This window comes from Thermus sp. (assembly GCF_056332225.1).
This window is the reverse complement of the sequence record NZ_JBWGQW010000011.1, coordinates 17,885-40,094: the sequence shown is the minus strand read 5'-3', so window position 1 is coordinate 40,094 and position 22,210 is coordinate 17,885. Positions and strand designations below refer to the sequence as shown.

Genomic DNA, 22,210 nt, shown 5'->3' with positions numbered 1-22,210 from the left:
TGACATCGCCGGGCTTTCCCGCCTCATGCGGGGGCAGATGCTGGAGGTCTTGGGGCAGGACTATATCCGCACCGCCCGGGCCAAGGGGCTTTCCGAGCGGGTGGTCCTCTACAAGCACGCCTTCCGCAACGCCGTGATCCCCTTCGTGGCCACCCTGGGCGGGCTTCTTCCCGGGCTCATCTCCGGAGCGGGCTTCGTGGAGGTGGTCATGGCCTGGCCGGGCATCACCCCCTTCTTCCTGGACGCCATCGCCAACCAGGACCTCTACGTCATCGCCGGCTTCCTCACCGTGAGCCTGGTCCTCCTCATGATCGGCAACCTGATCTCCGACCTGCTCCTCGCCTGGGTGGACCCCAGGATCCGCTACGAGTAGGGGGTGGACCGTGGAGCGCGCCCTTTCCTTAAGCCGGACCCAACTCGTCCTGCGCCAGTTCCGCAAGCACCGCCTGGCGGTCTGGGGCGGGCGGATTCTCTTCGTCCTCTACCTCATGGCCGCCTTCGCCGGGTTCTTCAGCCCCTACGACCCCAACTACTACGAGCTTTACCCGCCCAAGGGCAACCACCCGCCCACCCGGATCCATTTCGTAGACCCCGAAACGGGCAGGCTCACCCGCCCCTTCGTCTACGCCACCAAGCGGAGCATTGACCCCGTGTCCCTGCAGCCCCGTTATGAGGAGGACCCGGGCCAGGGGAAGTTCTACGTCCGCTTCTTCGTGCGCACCCCGGACCAACCCTACACCATCTTCAAGGTCTTCCGCTCCGACCTCCGCCTCTTCGGCGTGGACCCCCCGGGGCGCATCTTCCTCATGGGCACCGACAACTTCGGCCGCGACCTCTTCAGCCGGGTGGTCTACGGGGGCCAGGTGTCCCTCACCATCGGCATCCTCTCGGCCCTCGTCTCCTTCGCCCTGGGGCTTCTCCTGGGGGGGATTGCGGGCTACTTCTCGGGCCGCCCCTTCCACCTCTCCCTGCCCCCTTCCCGGTGGCGGGGCCTGGGCCTCCTCCTTGGCCCCTTGAGCCTCCTCCTCTGGCTCGGGGTGGCCGCTTCGGCCCTCTTCCTCGCCTTCTCCTTCGCCCGCCTAACCCCCGGGGAGGACCCCTTCTCCCGGGGGCTGGACTTCCTGGTGGTCTTCCTCGGGGGCCTGGCGGCGGGGGCCATCCTCTTTAGGCTCTTCCGGGAGCCCATCCGCCTGGACCCCGACGACCTCATCATGCGCACGGTGGAGATCATCGCCGCCATCCCCTCCCTCTTCCTCCTCATCTCCTTGCGGGCGGTCTTCCCCACCAATATAGATCCCCTCCTCACCTTCTACCTGGTGGTGGGGCTTCTCGGCTTCATCGGCTGGGGAGGGCTCGCCCGGGTGGTGCGGGGGATCGTGCTTTCCGTGCGGGAGATGGACTACGTGCAGGCGGCCAGGGCCCTCGGGGCCTCGGACGGCCGCATCATCACCCGGCACGTGCTTCCCGCCACGGCGAGCTACGTGATCGTGAGCCTTTCCCTCACCATCCCCGGCTTCATCCTGGGGGAGAGCGGGCTTTCCTTCCTGGGCCTCGGGGTCACCGAGCCCTACACCAGCTGGGGGCTCCTCCTGCAGGCGGCGCAGCAGGGCGGCTTCGCCTCCTTCACCGACCGCCCCTGGGTGCTCTGGCCGGGGTTTTTCATCTTCCTCTCGGTGCTCTCCTGGAACTTCCTCGGGGATGGCCTGCGCGACGCCCTGGACCCGAGGCGGCGGCAGTAGGGCTTCTCTTTTGACCGGGTATGGCGTATAACGGGTGAGGTGCTTTGAGGGCTTTGCTGAAGGAGTGTCCATGGACGAGAAGCGGCTTTTGGAGGTGAGGGACCTCAGGGTCCACTTCTTCACCGACGACGGGGTGGTGAAGGCGGTGGACGGGGTTTCCTTCCACGTGGACAAGGGGGAGACCCTGGCGGTGGTGGGGGAGTCGGGGTCTGGGAAGAGCGTGACCTCCCTGGCCATCATGCGGCTCATCCCCACGCCTCCCGGGCGGATCGTGGGGGGGGAGGTGCTCTTCCGCGGGAAGGACGGGCGGGTGCGGGACCTCACCAAGCTCTCCGAGGCGGAGATGCGCCGGATCCGGGGGAACGACATCGCCATGATCTTCCAGGAGCCCATGACCTCCCTGAACCCGGTGTACACGGTGGGGGACCAGATCGCCGAGGCCATCATGCTCCACCAGGGGAAAAGCCGCAAGGAGGCCATGGAGCTTGCCGCGCACATGCTGGACCTGGTGGGGATTCCCGAGCCCAAGAAGCGGCTCAGCAACTACCCGCACCAGATGTCGGGGGGGATGCGGCAGCGGGTGATGATCGCCATGGCCCTTTCCTGCAACCCCTCGCTCCTCATCGCCGACGAGCCCACCACGGCCTTGGACGTGACCATCCAGGCGCAGATCCTGGAGCTGATGAAGAAGCTCCAGGAGGAGATCGGGATGAGCATCCTCTTCATCACCCACAACCTGGGGGTGGTGGCGGAGATGGCGGACCGGGTGGTGGTGATGTACGCGGGCCGTGCGGTGGAGCAGGCGGACGTGGTGCCGCTTTTCAAGGAGCCCCTCCACCCCTACACCCGGGGGCTTTTGCACTCGGTGCCGCGGCTGGACCTGGCGGCGGAGCGCAAGGAGCGGCTTGAGGCCATTCCCGGGAACGTGCCGAACCCCCTTTATTTGCCTCCGGGGTGCGCCTTCCACCCCCGGTGCAAGCACTACGTGGAGGGGCTTTGCGACCGGGAGGTGCCGCCCTTAGAGGAGGCTGGGGAGGGTCGCCGGGTGAGGTGCGTTCGCTGGCGGGAGATCCGGGAGGTTAGGGCATGAAGGGGAACGGGGTTCTTGTGGAGGTCAAGGACCTCAAGAAGCACTTTCCCATCCGCGGGGGGGTGCTTTCCCGGGTGGTGGCCAGCGTCAAGGCGGTGGACGGGGTTTCCTTCGCCATAAGGCGGGGGGAGGTCTTGGGGCTCGTGGGGGAGTCGGGGAGCGGGAAGACCACGGTGGGCCGGACCCTTCTTCGCCTCATTGAGCCCACGGGGGGCCGGATCCTTTTTGAGGGGCAGGACATCACGGATATCCCCAAGAACGCCCTAAGGCCTTTCCGGCGGCGGATGCAGATCATCTTCCAGGACCCCTTCAGCTCCCTGAACCCGCGGATGACGGTGGGGGACATCATCGCCGAGCCCCTCGTCATCCACGGGATCGGGAAGACCCCCCAGGAGCGGGCGGAGAGGGTGGCGGAGCTCCTTAAGCTCGTGGGGCTTTCCCCGGACCACATGCGGCGCTACCCCCACGAGTTCTCCGGGGGGCAGAGGCAGAGGATCGGGATCGCCCGGGCCTTGGCGGTGGCCCCGGAGTTCATCGTGGCGGACGAGCCGGTCTCCGCCCTGGACGTGTCCATCCAGGCCCAGGTGGTGAACCTCCTCCAGGACCTCAAGGAGGAGCTCGGGCTCACCCTGCTCTTCATCGCCCACGACCTGGCGGTGGTGGAGTACATCTCGGACCGGGTGGCGGTGATGTACCTGGGGAAGGTGATGGAGCTCGCCCCTGCCCGGGAGCTTTACCGCAACCCCAAGCACCCCTACACGGAGGCCCTGCTCTCGGCGGTGCCCATCCCGGACCCCACGGTGAAGCGGGAGCGGATCGTGCTCCAGGGGGACATTCCCTCGCCCATCAACCCGCCCTCGGGGTGCGTCTTCCGCACGCGGTGCCGCTACGCCCTGCCCGAGTGCGCCCAGGTGGTGCCCGAGCTTAAGGAGGTCTCCCCGGGGCACTACAAGGCCTGCATCCGGGACGACATCCTTTAAGGCCACCCCAGGCCCGCATGGGGGGCTGATTCCCCAGGTGAGGCCAGGGCCCCGGCTTCCGGGGCCCTTTCGCCGTATACTGGGCCCATGCTGGTAAGGGACGTGATGAAAAGCCCCGTCCTCACCGTGGGGCCCGAGGCGACCCTCGAGGACGCCTACCGCCTCCTCCTGGAAAGGGGGATCCGCCACCTCCCCGTGGTGGAGGGGGGGAGGCTCGTGGGCATCCTTACCGACCGGGACATTCGCCTGGCCACGAGCCACCTGAACCCCAAGGGGCCCTGCCCCGGGTGCACCCAGGTGGGGGAGGTGATGACCCGGGCCGTGGTCACCGCCCACCCTTTAGACCCCGTGGAGGAGGCGGCCCGGGCCATGCGGGAGCGGAAGATCGGGTGCCTCCCGGTTTTGGAGGACGAGGCCCTCGTGGGCATCGTCACGGGGATTGACCTCCTGGACGCCCTCCTCAGGCTCACCGGGGTCACGGAGCCCTCGGGCCGCCTCGAGGTGCGCCTCGCCGACCGCCCTGGGGAGCTTGCCCGCCTCACGGGGTTTTTGGCGGGGCGGGGGGTGAACATCCACTCCCTCCTCTCCTACCCCGAGGGGGAGGAGGCGGTGCGGGCGGTGGTGCGGGTGAACACCCTGGAGACCCACCCCCTGGCGGAGGACCTCCGCCGGGAGGGGTTTGCGGTCCTCTGGCCCCCCAGGAAGCCATGGTGATCTACCGGGAGGAGTACCGCCTCTACAACTTCGGGCCCCAGCACCCCTTCAGCCCCGTCCGCCTGGAGATGCTCACCTCCCTCCTAGAGGCCCTCGGGGTGTGGCGGACGCCCCTTGCGCCCCCTGAGGCCTCGAGGGAGGAGGTGCTCACGGTGCACTCCGAGCGCCTGGTGAAGCGGGTGGAGGCGGCAAGCCGGGGGGAGCTCTACCCCGACCTGGAGCACTACGGCCTGGGCACGGGGGACACCCCCGTCTTCCCCGGCATGGACCGGGCGGCCCGGGTCCTGGTGGGGGGGACCCTGGAGGGGGCGAGGCGGATCCTCTCGGGGGAGAAGCGGGTGCTTCAGCTTGGGGGCGGCCTCCACCACGCCCAGTACGACCGCGCCTCGGGGTTTTGCGTTTACAACGACCTCTCCGTGGCCATCCGCCACATGACCCGCTCCGGGCTTCGCGTGGCCTACGTGGACATTGACGTCCACCACGGGGACGGGGTGCAGTGGATCCACTACGAGGAGGGGGAGGTCCTCACCCTAAGCCTCCACGAGTCGGGCCGCTACCTCTTTCCCGGCACGGGGCACGTCCACGAGGTGGGCCGAGGGGCGGGCCTGGGGAGGAAGCTTAACCTCCCCTTGGAGCCCTTCACCGAGGACGAAAGCTACCTCGAGGTCTTCCAGGCCCTCCTGCCCTGGGCCCTAAAGGCCTTCCGCCCCGACGTCCTCGTGGTGCAGGCGGGGGCGGACGCCCACTTCCTGGACCCCTTGGCCGACCTCCTCCTCACCACCCGGGCCTATGAAAGGCTTTTCCGCCTCCTCCTGGAGTACGCCGAGGCCTACGCCGGGGGCAGGGTCCTCTTCACCTTGGGGGGCGGGTACAGCCTGGACGGGGCGGTGCGGGTCTGGGCCCTCCTTTACCACGTCTTCCACGGCCTTCCTCTCCCCGAGCGCCTGCCCGAGGGGTGGCGGAGGGCGTGGGAGGAAAGGCTCGGGAAGCCCCTCACCCCCACCCTCCACGACCCCGAGGGGGCCTACCCGGGGATCCCCAGGCGGGAGGAGATCGCGAAGCGGAACCGCCTCACCCTGCAGAGGCTCACGGAGCTCGTGGCCCCCCACCTGCTACACTAGCGGGGTGAGGGTCGTTCTGCGCCTGCCCGAGCGCAAGGAGGTGGAGGTCAAGGGGAACCGCCCCTTGCGGGCAGTCCTGGAGGAGCTTGGGGTGAACCCCGAGACCGTGGTGGCGGTGCGGGGGGAGACGCTTCTCACCCCGGACGAGGTGGTGGAGGAGGAGGACACCCTAGAGGTCCTCTCCGCCATCTCGGGAGGGTAGCCGTGGTCTGCAAGGTCTGCGGGGAGAAGGCCCAGGTGGAGGTGAGGTCCCGGGGGCTCGCCCTCTGCCGGGAGCACTACCTGGACTGGTTCGTCAAGGAAACCGAGCGGGCCATCCGCCGCCACCGGATGCTGAAGCCCGGGGAGAGGGTGCTGGTGGCGGTCTCGGGGGGGAAAGATTCCCTTGCCCTTTGGGACGTGCTTCACCGCCTGGGCTACCAGGCCGTGGGCCTCCACATCCACCTCGGCATCGGGGCCTACTCCGACCGGAGCCTCGAGGTCACCCGGGCCTTCGCCAGGGAAAGGGGCCTGGAGCTATGGGTGGTGGACCTGAAGGGGGCCTACGGCTTCGGGGTGCCGGAGCTCGCCGAGCTTTCCGGGAGGGTGGCCTGCTCCGCCTGCGGCCTCTCCAAGCGGTACATCCTCAACCAGGTGGCGGTGGAGGGGGGCTTCCGCGCGGTGGCCACGGGGCACAACCTGGACGACGAGGCCGCCGTCCTCTTCGGGAACCTCCTGAACCCCCAGGAGGACGCCCTGGTGCGCCAGGGGCCCGTGCTCCCCGAGAAGCCCGGCCTCGCCGCCCGGGTCAAGCCCTTCTACCGCTTCAGCGAAAGGGAGGTCCTCTCCTACACCCTCCTCAGGGGGATCCGCTACCTCCACGAGGAGTGCCCCAACGCCAAGGGGGCGAAAAGCCTCCTCTACAAGGAGGCGTTGAACCTGGTGGAGAAGGAGATGCCGGGGGCCAAGCTCCGCTTCCTCGAGGGCTTCCTGGACAAGATCCAGCCCCGCCTGAAGGCCGAGGAGGAGGTGCCCTTAAGGGAGTGCGAGCGGTGCGGCTACCCCACCACGGGGGCGGTCTGCTCCTTCTGCCGCATGTGGGACGCCGTCTACCGCCGGGCCAAGAAGCGCCGCCTCCTGCCGGAGGAGGCCGCCTTCCGGCCCCGGGTGGAGCCCGTCCGTGGGGGTTAGGCCCGGGGTCCGCCGCCCCTAAGGGAGGGCTTCACCGGGGGCGGGGGGTTCCCCCCTTCCGGCTTGTGGAAGAGCTTCCAGGTCTGGGTGTAGACTGAGGCCATGTGGTGGAAAGAGGCGGTGATCTACCAGGTCTACCCCCGGAGCTTCCAGGACACCAATGGGGGAGAGGCTCTTTTTGCGCCCCGACGAGGGCGTGGCGGTGCGGCTAGACTAGGGGCGTGGACCCCTTCGCTTCCCTGGCCGAGGCCTACGAGACCTGGTACGAGACCCCCTTGGGGGCCTACGTCATCGCCGAGGAGGAGCGGGTCCTGAGGGGGCTTCTTCCTCCGGGGGAGAGCCTTCTCGAGGTGGGCGCGGGGACCGGGTACTGGCTCAGGCGCCTTCCCTACCCGACGTCTTGGAGTGGCCTTACCGGGAGGAGGAGGTGGGGCCGCCCCTTGGGCGGAGGCTCTCCCTGGAGGCCCTGGAGGGCCTCTTCCGGGAGGCCTTGGGAAGCCCGCCCCGCTTCCAGGCGGCGGAGAACTATGTGCTCGCCCTTTGGGACAAGGAATAAGGCCCCTTTCGGGGCCCCTTGGTGCCGGGGGCGGGACTCGAACCCGCACGTCCTTGCGGACAGCAGATTTTGAGTCTGCCGCGTCTACCGGTTCCGCCACCCCGGCGGACGCACCCTAAGGATAAGGCCAAGGAGGAAGATGGTCAACGCCAGGCCCACCGGGAAGTCCCCGAGGCGCGCGTAGGGGGTGAGGCCCGTTTTCCGGGCGTAAGGGGCGAGGAGGAAGCCCTCTTGGTGGGGCGGGATCCCCGCCACCACCCGGCCGAAGGGGTCTATGGCCGCGGTGATCCCGTCGTTCCCGGCCCTGAGGAGCCAGCGCCCCGTTTCCACCGCCCTTAGGCGCCCCAGGGCGAAGTGCTGCCTGCCCCCGAAGGAGGGGCCGAACCAGGCGTCGTTGGTGAGGAGGACGAGGACCCCGGCGCCCTCCCGGGCCAGGCTCCGGGCTACCGAGGGAAATACCGACTCGTAGCAGATGAGGACCCCGTAAGGCCCGATGGGGGCCACCTTCCCCCCCGGGACGCGGTCGGCGAGCTCCCCAAGTCCCAGGGCCCGGAAGAAGAAGGCGTAGACCCCGCCCAAGGCCTCCCGGAAGGGGAAGCGCTCCCCGAAGGGGACGAGGCGGGTCTTGTCGTAGTGGCCGAGGACCTCGCCCTTTCGGTAGAGCACCGCCCGGTTGGGGCCGAAGAGGTTGAGGCCGGTGAGGAGGGGGCGGCCCTGGAGGAGGGCGTCCACCCCCTTGGGGATGGCCCAGACCGCGGTCTCGGGCCAGACCACGAGGTCCGCCTCGGGGTGGGCCCTAAGCCCCGCCTCGGTGAGCCTCAGGTAGACCGCCTCGTCCAGCTCCCCCTGGAACTTCCTTAAGGGGTTGATGTTCCCCTGGACCAGGAGGGCCTTTCCCTCGGGCTTGGCCTCGGGGAGGGGGAGGAGCCAGAGGAAGGCCCAAGGGAGGAGGACCCAAGGCCGCCTCGCCCTGAGGCCATAGGCCACGAGGAGGACGAGGAGGGAGAGGAGGTAGACCCCGCCCAAGGCGGCGAGGACCCGCCCCGGGGCCTCCACCAGGGCGTAGCCCAAAAGCCCCCAGGGGAAGGCGAGCTCCCCCTTCTCCGTGAGCCACTCCAGGAGGACCCACCCCCCGATGCGCATGAGGGGCGTTGGGGTGAGGGCGAAGAGGAGGCCGAAGGAGAGGGCCTTGACGAGGACCAGGGGGAGGAAGGGGACCGCCCCCCAGGGCCCGAAGTTCTGGGCGAAGCTTTGGGGAAGCCAGAGGAGGTGGAGCCCCCAAAACCCCAGGCCCGCGAAGAACCCCTCCCGGAAGCCCCCCTTGAGGAGGAAGGCCAGGAAGAGGGGAGCGAGGAAGCCCAGGGGGAAGGGAGGGAGGCTTAAGGCGAGGAGGAGGCCCAAGAGGAAGGCCCGCACCCCTCCACCATAAGGCCTCCCCGTGCGCCTTTCACCGGGTTTTGAAGAGGGGGATGGCAGAATGGGGCCATGCGCCTTGGGGTCCTCTCCGACCTCCACGCCAACCTTCCCGCCCTCGAGGCCGCCCTGGAGGCCCTGAGGGCCGAAGGGGTGGACGAGGTCCTGGTCCTCGGGGACCTGGTGGGCTACGGGCCCCACCCCCGGCAGGTGATCCACAGGATTTGGCAGGAAGGGCTTTCCGCCCTCGCCGGGGCCTGGGACCTGAGGGTGGCCTACCCCCTCCCCGGGTCTCTCCCTGAGGGGGTGGGCCGGGCCACCCTGGAGTGGACCCGAAGCCAGCTTGGGGAGAAGGAGCTCGCCTACCTCCGCTCCTTAAGGCTCTCCCACCGCAAGGCCTACGGGGAGCGGCGCCTCGTGGCCTTCCACGGGGCGCCGGGAAACCCCGAGGGGCGGGTGGACCTCCTCTCCCCGGCCCGGGACCTCCTTCCCCTCCTGGAGCGCTACGGGGCCGGGGTTCTCCTCCTAGGGGGGCGGCACCTCCCCCTGGCCCGGCGGGTGGGGGCGGGGCTTCTCGCGGACCCCGGGAGCGTGGGCCTAAGCCTCACCGGGGAGCACGGGGCGGACGCCATGGTCCTGGACACGGAGACCCTCGAGGCCCGCTTCCTTAAAGTGCCCTACGACCTAGGCCCCCTCCTCTTTGACCTCAGGGCCTGGGGCCTGCCCCCGGTCCTGGAGAAGGTCTACCGCACCGGGCGCTTCCAGGAGGAGTAGGGCCTCCCGCCGCACCCCGGGGTCGGGGTCCTCCAGGAAGGGGTCCAGGGGCTTTCCCAGGAGGTGGAGGGCCCCTAGGGCGGTGCGCCGGACCAGGGGGCTTGGGTCCCTTGCCGCCTCCCGGAAGAGGGCCTCCCCCAGGCCCAGGTTGAAGAGGACGACGAGGGCGTTTCGGGCCATGCGGGCCCTCCCCGCCCGGAGGAAGGCGGTGCCCGCGTACTTCCTCTGGAAGGCCCGCCCCGAGAGGCGAAGGAAGTCCAGGAGGTCCGGGTGGGCGAGCTCGGGCTCGGGCCTTAAGGCCTTCCAGACCTTGCCGAACCTCCCCCAGGGGCAGGCCTCCCCGCAGAGGTCGCAGCCGAAAAGCCAGTCCCCCATCCCCCTCCAGAGCGCGGGAGGGATGGGCCCCTTGTGCTCAACGGTGAGGTAGCTCACGCACCGCCGGGCGTCCAGGGTGCCGTCCCCAAGGAGGGCCTCCGTGGGGCAGGCGGAAAGGCAGCGGGCGCAGCGGCCGCAGCGGTTAGGGTGGAGGGGTGGGGCTTCCACCTCCAGGGGGGTGAGGAGGACCCCTATGAAGCTGTGGGCCCCGAAGGCCGGGGAGAGGAAGTAGCCGCTTTTGCCGATCCAGCCCGTTCCCGAGAGGGTGGCCAGGGTCCTTTCGGGAAGGGGCCCGTGGTCCACGTAGCCCTTGGCCTCGAGGCCCAGGCCCCTCGCCGTCCCTTCCAGGGCCTTCAGCGCCTCCCCCAGGAGGAGGTGGTAGTCCCGCGTCCAGGCGTAGCGGGCGACCCGGCCCACCCGGAGGCCCCCCGGGGGGGTCCCGGGGTCGGGGTAGGCGTAGGGGGCGAAGAGGAGGAGGGCGCTCCTCGCCCAGGGGAAGCGCTTTTTGGGGCGGAAGCGCTCCGGGGCCTCGAGGTAGGCCATCCCCCCGTGGCGGCCCGCCTTTAGCCAGGCCCGGTGGCGCGCCTCCGCCTCCGGAGGAAGGTCCAAAGGGGCCCAGGCGAAGAGGAGCCCAAGCTCCCCTGCCCGTTCCTCCAGGAGGTCCTTCACCACAGGGTCTCCACGCCGAAGGTGGGGAAGGCGCGGTCGGTGGTGAGGAGGACGAGGCCTTCCACCAGGCTCTGGGCGGCCAGGATGCGGTCAAAGGGGTCCCGGTGCTCCCCGGGAAGCCTTCCCGCCAGGAGGGCGTGGGCAAGCCTGATGGGAAGCTCCTCGGCCCCCAGGCGGGAGAGGTGGCCCTCCAGGCCCTCCAGGACCGCCTCGGCGCCGGAAAGCTTGCCTAGGCGGTGCTTGGTGGCCATCTCCCAGGCGCTGGCCGAGGAGACGAGAAGGGGGGTGTCGGGGTCCTCCAAGAGCCTCCGGACCCTGGGGCTCAGCCGCTTGGGTTCCGTGAGGGCCCAGATGAGGACGTGGGTGTCTAGGAGGTAGCGCCTTCCCACAGGGCGAGCTCCTCCTCGGGAAGGGGCTCAAAGAAGCTCTCGGAAAGCTTCCCAGGGACAAACCCCAGGGGGCGCTTCCCCTTGCGGTAGGGGACGAGCCGGGCCACGGGGGTTTTGCCCCTCAGGATCACCACCTCCTCCCCCTCCTCCACGGCCTTCAGGAGGCGGGAGAGATGGGTCTTGGCCTGGTGCACGGTGAAGGTCTTCACGGACTTAGCTTAGCCAGCTTAGCTAAGAGGGGCAAGGGGTATAATCCCCCCATGGAGGCCCTAAAGATCGCCCTTCTGGGTGGGGGCACCGTGGGGAGCGCCTTTTATACCCTCGTCCTGGAGAGGGAGGAGGAACTTGCCGCCTTGGGGGTGGTTCCCCGTTTTCTGGGCGTCTTGGTGCGGGACCCGAAGAGGCCCCGGGCCATTCCCCAGGAGCTCCTTCGCGCCGAGCCCTTTGACCTCCTCGAGGCCGACCTGGTGGTGGAGGCCATGGGAGGGGTGGAGGCCCCCCTTAGGCTCGTCCTTCCCGCCCTCGAGGCCGGCATCCCCCTCATCACCGCCAACAAGGCCCTCCTGGCCGAGGCCTGGGACCGCCTCCGCCCCTTCGCCGAGGAGGGCCTGATCTACCACGAGGCGAGCGTGATGGCGGGCACCCCGGCCCTCTCCTTCCTGGAAACCCTAAAGGGAAGCGAGCCCGTGGAGCTCCACGGCATCCTGAACGGCACCACCCTCTACATCCTGAAGGAGATGGAGCGGGGGAGGACCTACGCCGAGGCCCTTTCCGAGGCCCAGCGCCTGGGCTACGCCGAGGCCGACCCCACCCTGGACGTGGAGGGGATAGACGCCGCCCACAAGCTCACCCTCCTCGCCCGCCTCCTCGTGGACCCCGGCTTCCCCTTCGCCGGGGTGGAGGCCCAGGGCATCGCCCGCCTCACCCCGAAGGCCCTAGAGGAGGCCGAGGCCCGGGGGGAGAGGGTGCGCCTCGTGGCGAGCCTCTACGGGGAGGGGGGGAGGTGGCGGGCGGTGGTGGCCCCAAGGCGCCTTCCCCAGGACCACCCCTTGGCGAGGGCCCAGGGGAACGCCCTCTGGGTCAGGGCGAGGCCCTTGGGCGAGGCCTTCGTCGCGGGGCCCGGGGCCGGGGGCGGGGCCACGGCGAGCGGGCTTTTCGCCGACCTCCTCCGCTTCCTCTCCGGGGCCCCGGGGCACCTCCCCGCGCCCCGGGCGAGGCCCCCCCTGGAGGAGGGAAGCCCCTGGCCGGGGGTAGAATGAGGCCGTGCCCCTTCTGGACCTCCTGCGCCCCATAAGCGATGAGGAGCTCCGCGCCCTTTCCGAGAAGAACCCAGGTTGGCAGTTTGAGCGCCTGGCCGACGGGAGGCTAGCCGTGTCCCCTACGGGCGGGGAAAGCGGGCGGATTAGCGCCGCCGTCCTGGGCCAGCTTTACCGCTGGAACGAGGCGCAGGGCCTGGGGGTGGTCTCTGACGCCTAGGCTTCCCGACGGCTCGGTGCTCGCCCCGGACGCTGCTTTCCTCCAGGGGGAGAGGTGGCGGGCCCTCTCCCCGGAGGAGCGGGAAGGGTTTCCTCCCTTGGCCCCGGACGCGGTCTTTGAGGTCCGTTCCCGAAGCCAAAGCCTGGAAGAGCTTCGGGGTAAGGCGGCGTGGTACCTGAAGAACGGGGTGCGTCTCGTGGTCCTCCTGGACCACCGGGTGGAGGTCTTCCGGCCGGGAGGGATGGAGGCCCACCAGGGGCCGGAGCGGGTGCCCTTAGACCCCGAGCTTCCCGGCTTCGCCCTGGAGACCCGAGGCCTTTTCCTCCCTTGACGGCGGGGCCCTGGGGCGGGAGCATGGGGTCATGCGGCTTCCCCTCATTGAGCGCTACCGGGACCTCCTCCCGGTCTCGGAGAAGACGCCGGTGGTGAGCCTCCTCGAGGGCTCCACCCCCCTCATCCCCCTCAAGGGCCCCGAGGAGGCGAGGAGGAAGGGCATCCGCCTCTACGCCAAGTACGAGGGCCTGAACCCCACGGGGAGCTTCAAGGACAGGGGGATGACCCTCGCCGTCTCCAAGGCGGTGGAAGGGGGGGCAAGGGCCATCGCCTGCGCCAGCACCGGGAACACCGCCGCTTCCGCCGCGGCCTACGCCGCCAGGGCCGGGATCCGGGCCATCGTGGTCCTCCCGGCGGGCTACGTGGCCCTGGGCAAGGTGGCCCAGAGCCTGGTGCACGGGGCGAGGATCGTCCAGGTGGAGGGGAACTTTGACGACGCCCTGCGCCTTACCCGGGAGCTGGCGGAAAACTTCCCCGTGGCCCTGGTGAACTCGGTGAACCCCCACCGCTTAGAGGGCCAGAAGACCCTGGCCTTTGAGGTGGTGGACGAGCTCGGCGACGCCCCCCACTACCACGCCCTTCCCGTGGGGAACGCGGGGAACATCACCGCCCACTGGATGGGCTACAAGGAGTACCACGCCCTGGGAAAGGCCAAAAGGCTTCCCCAAATGCTCGGCTTCCAGGCGGCGGGGGCGGCGCCCTTGGTCCTGGGCCGCCCGGTGGAGCGCCCCGAGACCCTGGCCACCGCCATCCGCATCGGCAACCCGGCGAGCTGGCAAGGGGCCGTCCGGGCCAAGGAGGAGTCGGGGGGGCTCATAGAGGCGGTGACGGACGAGGAGATCCTCTTCGCCTACCGCTACCTGGCCCGGGAGGAAGGGATCTTCTGCGAGCCCGCAAGCGCCGCGGCCATGGCCGGGGTCTTCAAGCTTTTGCGGGAGGAGAGGCTCGCCCCGGAGAGCGCCGTGGTCCTCACCCTCACGGGCCACGGCCTCAAGGACCCGGCCACCGCCGAGCGGGTGGCCGAGCTTCCCCCGCCCGTGCCCGCCCGCCTCGAGGCGGTGGCCGCGGCCGCAGGGCTTTTGTGGTAGCCTTGGGGTATGGCCGAGCGCGCCCGCAAGAAAGTCCCCGAGCCCTTTCCCGGGGCCTACTACTTGGCCGGGGCCATCACCATCGCCCTCATGCTCCTCTTCCTGGCCCTGGGGGCGAGCCTTCCCCCCGGGGTGGCGGGGTTTCTGGTGGCCTTCGTCCTGGGGCTCACCGTGAGCCCGAAGTACGTGCCCTACTTCCTGGTGGCCGGGGCCTTCTCGGCGGTCATGGGTTTTCTGGGGCGGGAGCCCCAGGTGGCCTGGGGGGGCGTGGCCCTCTTCCTCTCCCAGCTCCTGGTGGCCCGCCTCGTGAAGGAATAGTGGACCCGAACCGCCTGGCCCAGGCCCTCTCCCTTCTCGGGGTGGCGGGCTACCTCTACTTCCTCTGGCTTCGCCCGAACCAGGAGGGCATCGCCCTGGCCCTGGGCCTCGCGCTAGGGGGCGCGGGCCTGGCCTATGGGGAAAGGCCCTTTCCCGTGCCCCTCTTCCTTGGGCTTTTGGCCCTCTACCTCCTCCTGCAGGTCTTCTTCGGCCACCCCCTCCACGCCCTTCTGGGGGGGGCCTTGGGCCTCGGGCTACCCTACCTCGCCTACCGCCTGCGGAAGCCCGCCAGGTAGAGGAGGGCCCCTAAGAGCATGCCTTCCCCCATGGCGGGGAGGTAGAGGGCCAGTTCCCTTACGTCCAGGCGCAGGTAAAGGAGAAGGGGCCAGGGGGTGAGGGCCCAGACCAGGCCCGGCCGCCCGTAGCCCGCCGCCAGAAAGAGGCCCGCTCCCAGGCCCCGGAGGTAGGCCAGCCACCCCGAGCCCAGCCGGTCTTGGTAGACGAACCAGAGGAGGTTGAGCCAGATCCCCAGGGCCCAAAGGGGGAGGCGTTTTTCCAGCCGGAAGGCGAGGGCCATGAGGAAGGGGAAGGCCAGGGCCTCAAGCACGGGCCACCCCCGGGCTTTGGGCCTCGAGGTAGGCCACCAGCACCTCCAGGGCCTTTTCCACCGCCTCGTCCAGGTCCTCTCCCGGGATGACGGGGGTCCCTTCCTCCTGGGCCAGGAGGAGGAGGTGGTCCTGGATGAGGCGGATCTCGGGGAAGTGGCGTAGGTACTTTTCCTGGGGGCGGGCGTGGCCCGTCTCCCGGTCCCTGAGGAGGAAGCGGTCCCGGTGGAGCTTCTCGTCGTGGAGGACCACCAGCATGGGCACGGTGAGGACCCTTTCCCGGTGGGGGTGGTCCAGGTAGCGGGGCACCACGTGGACCCCTTCCAGGACGATGGAGGTGCCCTCCAGAGCGCTCCTTTCCTGGATGGCCCTGAGGCCCACGGCCACCCGGGCCACCTGGTCCAGGAACCCCCTCAGGACCCGGGCCTCGTGGTCCTCCTCGCTGAGGAGGCCCGGGGTGAGGGCCTTCCAGGCCTCGAAGGTGGAGAGGTGAAGGGTGGGGAGGAGGTCCTGGGAGAGGCTTGCCCGGAAGACCTCCCGCACCGCGTCCGAAGGGACGATGTGGGTGATGCCTAACCTATAGGCCAGGGCCGAGGCGAGGACGCTTTTCCCCACCCCCGTAACCCCTCCTATGAGGATGTGGACTGGCCGGGCGCTCCTCCGGAGGCTCCGCAGGAGGAGGTAGCGGCGGGCCGCTTCCTCTCCCACCTCCTTGAGAAGGGCCTGGTACACCCGCTCCCTGAGCTCCGTGCGCCCCACCACCCGCCTTCCTTCCTGGCGCAAGGCCCGTTCCATCTCCCGGGCCAGGCGGTAGGCCTGCTCCGGGGAGAGGCCGATCCCCATGAGGGACTGGGCCAGGATGCCCTTGGAAAAGGGCATGCGGGGCTCGCCGCCCTCCTCCTCCACGAAGAGCTCCCCGGCGAAGGCCTGGCGCTCCAGGTAGCGCTTTCCGGCGCCCTCGCCCTTGGCCCGGGCCACCTCCTCCGCCACCACCTGTTCCAGGCGGCGGGCGGAGATCCTGCGCACCCCCTCCTCCCTCAGGCGGCGCTCCACCGCCTGGGCCAGGGCGTGGGCCTCCTTTAGGGAGAGCCCGGCCTCCTCCAGGCTCTGGGCCAGGAGCCCCTTGGAAAAGGGCCTCGGCCGCCTTCCCCTTAGGACCAGGATCTCTTCAAAGGGAAGGGTCTGCCGGGAGAGCCTTTCCGCCACCCCCTGGCCCAGGGCTTTGGCCACCTCCTCCAGGAAGACCTGCCGCAGGGCCTTGGGCCCCACCTCCTTGCGGCCTTCCTCCTTGAGGCGCTCCTCCACGGTGTGGGCCACGGCCTGGGCGGCCTCGAGGGGCACCCCTAAAGGCAGAAGGGCTTCCACCAAGAGCCCCTTGGAAAGGGGCCAGCGGCCCCGCCTGAGGCGCACGAAGATCTCGCCCATTGCCAGGCATCATAGCATTTCCCGCTAGGAAAGGGCTTTCCTTGACAGGGGTTTCTCCCCGTGCTACCATGCCTAATAGCTTGGCGCCGTAGCCAAGGGGTAAGGCAGAGGTCTGCAAAACCTCCATTCGCCGGTTCGAATCCGGCCGGCGCCTCCAAAGGCAAGGGCGCGTAGCTCAGGTGGCCAGAGCACTACCTTGACACGGTAGGGGTCGGTGGTTCAAGTCCACTCGCGCCCACCAGAAAGCCCCGGGATTCCCGGGGCTTTGCCCTTTATCCCAGCGCGGCTTCGCCGCCCCTGGGAGCGGGGACCTGGCCCCCTCATGCCACCCCGTGCTGGCGCAAGCCAGCACGGGGCCCAAAAGAGCTTTCCCACAGCCAAAGCTTGGGCATCCCGTGTTGCAAAGCCAAGGTGCGGGCACTTAGGTTTGGGAAACCCCCACCTCTATTTGGATTGCCCCCGCCTCGGCCTGGAACCCCAGGGTCTTGTGGGTGCCATCGCAAAAGGGCTTCTTCTGGGAACCGCCGCAGCGGCAAAGGGCCAGGTTCCCCTTGGGGAGAGGGATCTCTTCCCCGCCAAGGCGCACCCTGGTCCCTGGGGGGAACTCCACCACGTAGGGCCCGTTCTCCCGAAAGCGGATCCGCATGCCCTTAGTTTAGCGGGGTAGACTGGACCCATGGGGGGCCGGTCTGAGCCTTCCGCCCTCGTGGGGAGCCCGGAGCTTCGGGATGGGGGGCTCGAGGCCGCCTTTGGAGAGCGCCTGCAGAGGCTCGCCCCCAAGGACCCCCTGGTCCTCGCGGTCTCGGGGGGCGGGGACTCCGTGGCCCTGGCCCACCTGGTGGCGCGGGCCGGGCGGAGGGCGGTGGTGGCCCACCTGGACCACGGCCTCCGCCCCGATAGCCCCGAGGACCTGGCCTTCGTGCGGGCCCTGGCGGAGCGGCTCGGCTTCCCCTTCTTCGCCGAGCGGGTGGAGGTGGGGAGGCTCGCCAAGGAGCGGGGGGAGAACCTCGAGGCCCTGGCCCGGGAGGTGCGCTACGCCTTCCTCCACCGGGTGGCCAAGGGGGTGGGGGCCAAGGCCATCCTCACCGCCCACACCCTGGACGACCAGGCGGAAACCCTCCTCCTCAAGCTCCTCCAGGGCACGGCCCGGGGGCTTGGCATCCGGGAGAAGGAGGGGCTCGTGGTCCGCCCCCTCCTCCCCTTCCCCCGGGAGGAGCTGAGGGCCTACCTCGAGGCCCTGGGGGAGGCCTGGCGGGAGGACCCCACGAACCAGGACCTCTCCCTGGACCGGAACTACCTGCGCCTCGTGGTCTTCCCCCTCCTCCTTAAGCGCTTTCCCCGGGCCCGGGAGGCCCTTTTCCGCTTCGCCAAGGTGCAGGAGGCCGAGGACGCCCTCCTGGAGCGGGAGGCCCAGGCCCGCCTCCTCCCCGACCCCCGCTTCTTCGTCCCCGCCTACCGGGCGGCCCCCCTCCTCCACGCCCCCGAGCCCCTGCGCCGGAGGGCCCTGCGCCAGGTGCTGGAAGCCCTGGACCTTCGCCCCGAACACCGCCTCGTCCTCCTCCTGGAGGAGGCCCTCAAGGGGAAGGCGGGGACCCTGCCGGGGGGCCACACCGCCCGCAGGCAGGGGGGGACGCTCTTCCTCATCCCCCCGGCCCCCAGGGTGCCCCTGCCCCCGGGCTTTCGCCGCCCGGCCCCCGGGGACCACCTGGCCCTGCCCTTCGGGAGGAAGCGCCTGGTGGAGTTCTTGGCGGAGAGGGGAGTGCCGAGGGAGCTCAGGCCCCTCTGGCCCGTGCGGGGGGAGGAGGGGCGGGTGGAGGAGGTCTTGGGCCTCTTCCCGCCCCCCGAGGAGGCCCAGCTCATGGGGCTTGCCCTGGAGGAGGCCAGGAGGGCCTTCGCCGAGGGGGAGGTGCCCGTGGGGGCGGTGCTGGTGGTGGGGGAAGAGGTCCACGCCGACCACAACCGGGTGGAGGCCACAAAGGACCCCACGGCCCACGCGGAGATGCTCCTCCTGAGGAGGCTCGGCCAAAGGGCCCGGGGCGGGCGGCTTTACGTCACCCTGGAGCCCTGCCGCATGTGCCACCACGCCCTCCTCGAGGCCGGGGTAGAGGTGGTCTACGGGACGGAGAACCTGAAGGAGGGGGCCCTCACCCGCTTCGGGGACGGGCGGGGCCTGAGGGGTGGCCTGAGGGAGGGGGAGTGTGCTAAGCTCTTAAGGGACTTCTTCGCCCGGCTCAGGGAGGGGTGCCGGAGCGGTTGAACGGGCCGGTCTCGAAAACCGGTAGGCCCCGCGAGGGGCCTCGCGGGTTCGAATCCCGCCCCCTCCGCCAAAGGGCGGCCTCCGGGCCGCCCCTTTCCTCACCCCAGCTGGTACCCCCACCTTCCCCCCAAAACCCCAAGGGCCTCCAGGGTGGCCTCCACCGCCTCCCGCCCCTCGGGGAGGCCCTGGAGGAGGAGGTAGAGAAGCCCCGCAAGCTCCCCGAGGAGGAGAAAGCCGTGGCGCTTTCTTTCCTCCTCCCATAGCGCCTCCATGCGCAGGCGGGCCATGCGCCAGGGCACGGGGAGGAAGTGGCCCTTGGGGGCCCTGGCCTCGGGGAGGCAGAGCTCGGGGTTTCCCGCGGTGAGCAGGCCCCGGCAGGCGAGGGGCCTCTGGGGGTAGACCCCGCACAGGCCCCCCTCCAGGAGGGGGCAGGGGGTGCGGCCTTGGAAGAAGCGGCTTGGGAAGAGGGGGTCGTCCTTGCCCTGGCGCAGGAGGGCGAGGCGCCTTGGGCCTTCCTCCAGGAGGCGGGCCTTCTGGGCGGGGGTGAGGTGGGGAAGGAGGGCTTCGGCCTCGAGGCGGGAGAGGGTTACCCAGCCGAAGCAGCAGGCGAAGCACCCCGCGCGGCAGGAGGGCTTCAGCCCCTTCTTCTCTAGGTAGTCGGCCAGGTCTTGGTCCAAGGCCTTCCAGGCCGCTTCCGGGGTGGTGGCCTCGCCCATCCCTCTTGAGTTTAGGGGGTGATCTACGCCCGGAAGCTCCTCGGGAGTTTTGCCCCTACCCCAGGGGAATAAGATGGAGGCATGGAACGCGTGGGCATGCGCGCCGCGCCCCGGGCGAGCCTCGAGGCCCTGAAGGCGGCCCTGGGCGGGGTGAGGCTTTCCGAGGCCAAGGTCTACCTCATCACCGACTGGCAAGACCGGAGGGATAAGGCCCGCTACGCCCTCCTCCTCCACACCCCAAGAAAGGACCTCCTCATCCCCGACGCCTTCGGACCCGCCTTTCCCGGGGGGGAGGAGGCCCTTTCCGAGCTGGTGGACCTCCTCCTCAAGGGGGGGGCGAGGCGGTTCTACGAGGCCGTGGTCTCCCCGGGGGAGCTCACCGCCCTCCTCGGCTACCCCACGGAGGAGGTGCTTAGGCGGGTGAACGCCATCGCCAACCCCACGGACCCCGGGATCTACCTCAAGCAGGCGGCCTAGCCGTAAAGGGCCCTAAGCCTCGCCGCCTCCTCCGCCAGCTTAGGGAGGCGGTTGAGGTCTACCCCCGTGGCCAAGCCCTTCCTCTCCAGATAGGGGAGGACCACCTCGGTGGGGAGGTTGCCCACGAGCTCGTCCCCGGCGAAGGGGCACCCCCCCACCCCGGCCAGGGCCCCTTCCAGCCAGGGGATCCCGGCCTCCAAGACCGCTTCCACCTTTTTTAGTACCCCCTCGGGCCGGGCGTGGAGGTGGGCCCCTAAGCCCTCGGGGCCGAAGCTTTCCACCGCGGCCTTTAGAACCTCAAAGACGCGCTCCGCGTCCGCCACCCCGTAGGTGTCGGCCAGGGCGATCTCCCTCACGCCGAGGGCCTTGAGCCTGGCGATGGCCTCCAAAACCCCCTCCACGCTCCAAGGGTCCCCGTAGGGGTTGCCGAAGGCCATGGAGAGGTAGACCACGAGGCCGAGCCTCCCTTGGGTCTTCTCCACCATGGCCTCCACCAGGGGCCAGGACTCCTCGAGGGAGCGGTTGGTGTTCCTCTGCTGGAAGGTCTCGGAAAGGGAGAAGGGGTAGCCCACGTGGGTGAGGTGGGGGGCGGCGAGGGCCCGTTCCAGGCCCTTCTCGTTGGCCACGATGGCGAGGTAGGTGCGCCCTTCCGGAGGGGGAAGGGCCCTTAGGACCTCCTCGGCGTCCGCCATCTGGGGCACCCACTTGGGGGAGACGAAGCTCGTGAGGTCCAGGTGGCGGAAGCCCGCCTCCAGAAGCCTTTTTAGGAAGGCCACCTTCTCCTCCGTGGGGATGAAGCGGGAAAACCCCTGCCAGGCGTCCCTGGGGCACTCCACCCACTTGGCCTCGGCCACCTCGCCCTCCTACACCTGGAAGACCCCCACCCGGAAGGGCTCCCGCTCGGGGTTCAGGGCGCAGGCCTCGAGGGCCTTGATGAGCCACTTCCGGGTCTCGTGGGGGAAGATCACGGCGTCCACCCAAAGCCTCGCCGCGGCGTACCGGGGGTCCAGGGTCTCCTCGTAGCGGCCCTTGATGCGCTCGTAAAGCTCCCTTAGCTCCTCGTCCGAGGGCTCCTTGCCCTCCCGCCTGAGCTTCTCCACCTCAAGCTCAAGAAGGGTCTTCGCCGCCTGGGCCCCGCCCATCACGGCGTACTTGGCGCTCGGCCAGGCGAAGAGGAAGCGGGGGGCGTAGGCCTTGCCCGCGAGGGCGTAGTTTCCCGCCCCGAAGGACCCCCCGAGGATCAGGGTGATCTTGGGCACCACCGAGTTGGAGACGGCGTTCACCAGCTTGGCCCCCCGCCGGATGATCCCCGCCTGCTCCGACTCCTTCCCCACCATGAAGCCCGTCACGTCCTGGAGGAAGAGGAGGGGGATATTCATCTGGTTGACCTCGAGGATGAACCGGGCCGCCTTGTCCGCCGCCTCGGCGTAGATGACCCCGCCCACCTCAATCCGCCCCCTTTTCTTCAGGACGAGGCGCTGGTTGCCCACGATGCCCACGGGGAAGCCGCCGATCCGGGCGAAGCCCGTGACCAGGGTCTCCCCGTACCCCCCCTTGTACTCCAAAAACTCCGAGCCGTCCACCAGGCGGGCGATCACCTCCCTTAGGTCGTAGGGGCGGGAGCCGTCCGGGGAGACCAGGCCGTAGAGGTCCTCTACGGGGTAAAGGGGTTCCTTGGGCGCCTTGCGCCCCTCCGCCCAGGGAGCGAGGCGGGGGGGCGGGTAGAGGGCGGCGAGCTCCCTTATGCGCTCCAGGGCGGCCTCGTCCGTGGGCTCGTAGAAGTCCACCGTCCCCGAAACCTCGTAGTGCATCCTCGCCCCCCCGAGCTCCTCCGAGGAAACCTCCTGGCCGATGGCCGCCTTCACCAGGGCGGGGCCCGCCAGGTAGAGGCCGCTTCCCTCGGTCATGAGGAGGACGTCGGTCATCACGGGAAGGTAGGCCCCCCCGGCCACGCAGTTCCCCATGATGGCCGAGATCTGGGGAATCCCCAGGGCGGACATGCGGGCGTTCAGGTAGAAGATGCGGCCGAAGTCGTCCTGGTCGGGGAAGACCTCGTCCTGAAGGGGGAGGAAGACCCCGGCGGAGTCCACCAGGTAGACCGTGGGGATGCGGTTTTCCAGGGCGATGGTCTGGGCCCGGATCACCTTTTTGGCGGTGATGGGGAAGAAGGCCCCGGCCTTCACCGTGGCGTCGTTGGCGATGACCATCCAGTCCCGGCCCTGGATGCGCCCGATCCCCGCCACCACCCCCCCCGCCGGGGCCCCGCCCCACTCCTCGTACATCCCCCACCCGGCGAAGGCCATGAGCTCGTAGAACTCCGTGCCCGGGTCTATGAGCCTCTGGATGCGCTCCCTGGCGGTGAGACGGCCCTTCTTGTGCTGGCGCTCTACGGCCTTCGGGCCCCCTCCCTGGCGCACCCTCTCTAGGCTCTCCTTGAAGTCCCGCACCAGGGCCACCCAGGCGTCCTTGTTGGCCTTGAAGGCGGGGCTTTCCCGGTCCTCGGGGCGCAGGGCGGTTTCCAGCAT

At 69.7% G+C, this 22,210-nt stretch carries 25 protein-coding genes, 4 tRNA genes and 2 pseudogenes; 20 read left to right on the top strand and 11 right to left on the bottom strand.

Annotation, left to right across the window (positions count from 1 at the left end; all coding sequences use genetic code 11):
* The 9 genes and pseudogenes from AC01Y6_RS03870 to AC01Y6_RS03830 form a co-directional block, all read left to right on the top strand.
* A partial coding sequence (locus AC01Y6_RS03870; protein WP_476670311.1) for an ABC transporter permease occupies positions 1–373 on the top strand: 373 nt, incomplete at its 5' end.
* Between the two features lie 10 nt (positions 374–383).
* On the top strand, positions 384–1,739 hold the full coding sequence (locus tag AC01Y6_RS03865; protein WP_476670309.1) for an ABC transporter permease: 1,356 nt from the start codon (positions 384–386) through the stop codon (positions 1,737–1,739).
* Positions 1,740–1,809: 70 nt separating this feature from the next.
* Positions 1,810–2,829: an ABC transporter ATP-binding protein gene (locus AC01Y6_RS03860; protein WP_347240814.1), complete on the top strand. Its 1,020-nt coding sequence runs from the start codon at positions 1,810–1,812 to the stop codon at positions 2,827–2,829.
* Positions 2,826–3,809, top strand: a complete 984-nt coding sequence (locus AC01Y6_RS03855; RefSeq protein WP_476670307.1) for an ABC transporter ATP-binding protein — start codon at positions 2,826–2,828, stop codon at positions 3,807–3,809. Before AC01Y6_RS03860 ends, AC01Y6_RS03855 begins: the two co-directional genes overlap by 4 nt.
* Before the next feature lie 87 nt (positions 3,810–3,896).
* Positions 3,897–4,523, top strand: a complete 627-nt coding sequence (locus AC01Y6_RS03850; RefSeq protein WP_476670305.1) for an acetoin utilization AcuB family protein — start codon at positions 3,897–3,899, stop codon at positions 4,521–4,523.
* The gene (locus tag AC01Y6_RS03845) at positions 4,517–5,644 is read left to right on the top strand and encodes an acetoin utilization protein AcuC (protein WP_476670303.1); all 1,128 of its coding nucleotides are present in this window, start codon (positions 4,517–4,519) and stop codon (positions 5,642–5,644) included. Before AC01Y6_RS03850 ends, AC01Y6_RS03845 begins: the two co-directional genes overlap by 7 nt.
* 4 nt (positions 5,645–5,648) lie before the next feature.
* Positions 5,649–5,846, top strand: coding sequence for a sulfur carrier protein TtuB (gene ttuB / locus AC01Y6_RS03840; protein ID WP_428719897.1), 198 nt, complete (start codon positions 5,649–5,651; stop codon positions 5,844–5,846).
* 2 nt (positions 5,847–5,848) lie between these two features.
* A complete protein-coding gene (ttuA, locus tag AC01Y6_RS03835; RefSeq protein ID WP_476670302.1) occupies positions 5,849–6,814 on the top strand; it encodes a tRNA-5-methyluridine(54) 2-sulfurtransferase in 966 nt (321 codons plus the stop codon).
* Between the two features lie 397 nt (positions 6,815–7,211).
* Positions 7,212–7,370, top strand: a pseudogene (locus AC01Y6_RS03830) (ArsR family transcriptional regulator); the annotation flags it as partial.
* A 19-nt stretch (positions 7,371–7,389) separates the two neighbouring features.
* On the opposite strand, the gene AC01Y6_RS03825 reads toward AC01Y6_RS03830, so the two are convergent.
* Positions 7,390–7,476, bottom strand: a tRNA-Leu gene (locus AC01Y6_RS03825).
* Positions 7,455–8,786 (bottom strand): apolipoprotein N-acyltransferase, encoded by a 1,332-nt coding sequence (gene lnt / locus AC01Y6_RS03820; RefSeq protein ID WP_476670301.1) that lies wholly within the window; start codon positions 8,784–8,786, stop codon positions 7,455–7,457. Before lnt ends, AC01Y6_RS03825 begins: the two co-directional genes overlap by 22 nt.
* Before the next feature lie 69 nt (positions 8,787–8,855).
* Between lnt and AC01Y6_RS03815 the strand changes: the two genes are divergently transcribed.
* A complete protein-coding gene (locus AC01Y6_RS03815) occupies positions 8,856–9,557 on the top strand; it encodes a metallophosphoesterase family protein (protein WP_428720457.1) in 702 nt (233 codons plus the stop codon).
* Here AC01Y6_RS03815 and queG read toward each other — a convergent pair.
* The 3 genes from queG to AC01Y6_RS03800 are packed head-to-tail and all read right to left on the bottom strand — an operon-like array spanning position 9,468 to position 11,199.
* A complete protein-coding gene (queG, locus tag AC01Y6_RS03810) occupies positions 9,468–10,604 on the bottom strand; it encodes a tRNA epoxyqueuosine(34) reductase QueG (protein WP_476670299.1) in 1,137 nt (378 codons plus the stop codon). The genes AC01Y6_RS03815 and queG overlap by 90 nt on opposite strands.
* Positions 10,598–10,990, bottom strand: coding sequence for a type II toxin-antitoxin system VapC family toxin (locus AC01Y6_RS03805; protein ID WP_428715386.1), 393 nt, complete (start codon positions 10,988–10,990; stop codon positions 10,598–10,600). The genes queG and AC01Y6_RS03805 overlap by 7 nt, the downstream gene beginning before the upstream one ends.
* Entirely contained in the window at positions 10,969–11,199 is a 231-nt protein-coding gene (locus AC01Y6_RS03800; RefSeq protein WP_428715385.1) for a type II toxin-antitoxin system Phd/YefM family antitoxin, read from the bottom strand. Before AC01Y6_RS03800 ends, AC01Y6_RS03805 begins: the two co-directional genes overlap by 22 nt.
* Before the next feature lie 51 nt (positions 11,200–11,250).
* Between AC01Y6_RS03800 and AC01Y6_RS03795 the strand changes: the two genes are divergently transcribed.
* The 5 genes and pseudogenes from AC01Y6_RS03795 (at position 11,251) to AC01Y6_RS03775 (ending at position 14,501) form a co-directional block, all read left to right on the top strand.
* Complete coding sequence (locus tag AC01Y6_RS03795) at positions 11,251–12,249, top strand: homoserine dehydrogenase (protein ID WP_476670296.1); 999 nt, start codon at positions 11,251–11,253, stop codon at positions 12,247–12,249.
* A 4-nt stretch (positions 12,250–12,253) separates the two neighbouring features.
* A pseudogene (locus tag AC01Y6_RS03790) lies at positions 12,254–12,797 on the top strand (Uma2 family endonuclease).
* Positions 12,798–12,828: 31 nt separating this feature from the next.
* Positions 12,829–13,887 (top strand): threonine synthase, encoded by a 1,059-nt coding sequence (gene thrC / locus AC01Y6_RS03785; RefSeq protein ID WP_476670294.1) that lies wholly within the window; start codon positions 12,829–12,831, stop codon positions 13,885–13,887.
* A 9-nt stretch (positions 13,888–13,896) separates the two neighbouring features.
* Complete coding sequence (locus AC01Y6_RS03780; RefSeq protein WP_476670293.1) at positions 13,897–14,205, top strand: hypothetical protein; 309 nt, start codon at positions 13,897–13,899, stop codon at positions 14,203–14,205.
* Entirely contained in the window at positions 14,205–14,501 is a 297-nt protein-coding gene (locus AC01Y6_RS03775) for a hypothetical protein (RefSeq protein WP_476670292.1), read from the top strand. The genes AC01Y6_RS03780 and AC01Y6_RS03775 overlap by 1 nt, the downstream gene beginning before the upstream one ends.
* Here AC01Y6_RS03775 and AC01Y6_RS03770 read toward each other — a convergent pair.
* Complete coding sequence (locus tag AC01Y6_RS03770) at positions 14,474–14,812, bottom strand: hypothetical protein (RefSeq protein WP_428721788.1); 339 nt, start codon at positions 14,810–14,812, stop codon at positions 14,474–14,476. The two genes, AC01Y6_RS03775 and AC01Y6_RS03770, sit on opposite strands and share 28 nt — an antisense overlap.
* Positions 14,805–16,235, bottom strand: a complete 1,431-nt coding sequence (locus tag AC01Y6_RS03765; RefSeq protein ID WP_476670291.1) for an ATP cone domain-containing protein — start codon at positions 16,233–16,235, stop codon at positions 14,805–14,807. The genes AC01Y6_RS03770 and AC01Y6_RS03765 overlap by 8 nt, the downstream gene beginning before the upstream one ends.
* Before the next feature lie 82 nt (positions 16,236–16,317).
* On the opposite strand from AC01Y6_RS03765, the gene AC01Y6_RS03760 reads away from it, so the two are divergent.
* Positions 16,318–16,392: transfer RNA gene (locus AC01Y6_RS03760), tRNA-Cys, on the top strand.
* Positions 16,393–16,399: 7 nt separating this feature from the next.
* Positions 16,400–16,476 (top strand) — tRNA-Val (locus AC01Y6_RS03755).
* Between the two features lie 180 nt (positions 16,477–16,656).
* On the opposite strand, the gene AC01Y6_RS03750 is transcribed toward AC01Y6_RS03755, so the two are convergent.
* Entirely contained in the window at positions 16,657–16,881 is a 225-nt protein-coding gene (locus AC01Y6_RS03750; protein ID WP_428715378.1) for a CDGSH iron-sulfur domain-containing protein, read from the bottom strand.
* A 30-nt stretch (positions 16,882–16,911) separates the two neighbouring features.
* Between AC01Y6_RS03750 and tilS the strand changes: the two genes are divergently transcribed.
* Together tilS and AC01Y6_RS03740 are read left to right on the top strand one after the other, a co-directional pair.
* The gene (gene tilS, locus AC01Y6_RS03745) at positions 16,912–18,492 is read left to right on the top strand and encodes a tRNA lysidine(34) synthetase TilS (protein ID WP_476670289.1); all 1,581 of its coding nucleotides are present in this window, start codon (positions 16,912–16,914) and stop codon (positions 18,490–18,492) included.
* A tRNA-Ser gene (locus tag AC01Y6_RS03740) sits at positions 18,471–18,562 on the top strand. The genes tilS and AC01Y6_RS03740 overlap by 22 nt, the downstream gene beginning before the upstream one ends.
* Before the next feature lie 28 nt (positions 18,563–18,590).
* Here AC01Y6_RS03740 and AC01Y6_RS03735 read toward each other — a convergent pair.
* Positions 18,591–19,208, bottom strand: coding sequence for a YkgJ family cysteine cluster protein (locus tag AC01Y6_RS03735; RefSeq protein WP_476670287.1), 618 nt, complete (start codon positions 19,206–19,208; stop codon positions 18,591–18,593).
* Positions 19,209–19,289: 81 nt separating this feature from the next.
* Between AC01Y6_RS03735 and AC01Y6_RS03730 the strand changes: the two genes are divergently transcribed.
* The gene (locus AC01Y6_RS03730) at positions 19,290–19,685 is read left to right on the top strand and encodes a DUF3197 domain-containing protein (protein ID WP_347240793.1); all 396 of its coding nucleotides are present in this window, start codon (positions 19,290–19,292) and stop codon (positions 19,683–19,685) included.
* On the opposite strand, the gene AC01Y6_RS03725 is transcribed toward AC01Y6_RS03730, so the two are convergent.
* Together AC01Y6_RS03725 and AC01Y6_RS03720 are read right to left on the bottom strand one after the other, a co-directional pair.
* Positions 19,682–20,539 carry a hydroxymethylglutaryl-CoA lyase gene (locus AC01Y6_RS03725; protein ID WP_428721784.1) on the bottom strand — a complete coding sequence of 286 codons (858 nt, stop codon included), beginning with the start codon at positions 20,537–20,539 and terminating at the stop codon, positions 19,682–19,684. The genes AC01Y6_RS03730 and AC01Y6_RS03725 overlap by 4 nt on opposite strands.
* Positions 20,540–20,548: 9 nt before the next feature.
* Positions 20,549–22,210 (bottom strand): acyl-CoA carboxylase subunit beta, encoded by a 1,662-nt coding sequence (locus AC01Y6_RS03720; RefSeq protein ID WP_476670285.1) that lies wholly within the window; start codon positions 22,208–22,210, stop codon positions 20,549–20,551.

Bases quoted from the DNA above. Each gene is read 5' to 3' on its own strand.
- AC01Y6_RS03860 (WP_347240814.1), top strand. From the start codon at position 1,810: ATGGACGAGAAGCGGCTTTTGGAGGTGAGGGACCTCAGGGTCCACTTC.
- AC01Y6_RS03855 (WP_476670307.1), top strand. From the start codon at position 2,826: ATGAAGGGGAACGGGGTTCTTGTGGAGGTCAAGGACCTCAAGAAGCAC.
- AC01Y6_RS03850 (WP_476670305.1), top strand. From the start codon at position 3,897: ATGCTGGTAAGGGACGTGATGAAAAGCCCCGTCCTCACCGTGGGGCCC.
- AC01Y6_RS03845 (WP_476670303.1), top strand. From the start codon at position 4,517: ATGGTGATCTACCGGGAGGAGTACCGCCTCTACAACTTCGGGCCCCAG.
- AC01Y6_RS03815 (WP_428720457.1), top strand. From the start codon at position 8,856: ATGCGCCTTGGGGTCCTCTCCGACCTCCACGCCAACCTTCCCGCCCTC.
- AC01Y6_RS03795 (WP_476670296.1), top strand. From the start codon at position 11,251: ATGGAGGCCCTAAAGATCGCCCTTCTGGGTGGGGGCACCGTGGGGAGC.
- thrC (WP_476670294.1), top strand. From the start codon at position 12,829: ATGCGGCTTCCCCTCATTGAGCGCTACCGGGACCTCCTCCCGGTCTCG.
- AC01Y6_RS03780 (WP_476670293.1), top strand. From the start codon at position 13,897: ATGGCCGAGCGCGCCCGCAAGAAAGTCCCCGAGCCCTTTCCCGGGGCC.
- AC01Y6_RS03765 (WP_476670291.1), bottom strand. From the start codon at position 16,235: ATGGGCGAGATCTTCGTGCGCCTCAGGCGGGGCCGCTGGCCCCTTTCC.
- AC01Y6_RS03750 (WP_428715378.1), bottom strand. From the start codon at position 16,881: ATGCGGATCCGCTTTCGGGAGAACGGGCCCTACGTGGTGGAGTTCCCC.
- tilS (WP_476670289.1), top strand. From the start codon at position 16,912: ATGGGGGGCCGGTCTGAGCCTTCCGCCCTCGTGGGGAGCCCGGAGCTT.
- AC01Y6_RS03735 (WP_476670287.1), bottom strand. From the start codon at position 19,208: ATGGGCGAGGCCACCACCCCGGAAGCGGCCTGGAAGGCCTTGGACCAA.
- AC01Y6_RS03730 (WP_347240793.1), top strand. From the start codon at position 19,290: ATGGAACGCGTGGGCATGCGCGCCGCGCCCCGGGCGAGCCTCGAGGCC.
- AC01Y6_RS03720 (WP_476670285.1), bottom strand. From the start codon at position 22,210: ATGCTGGAAACCGCCCTGCGCCCCGAGGACCGGGAAAGCCCCGCCTTC.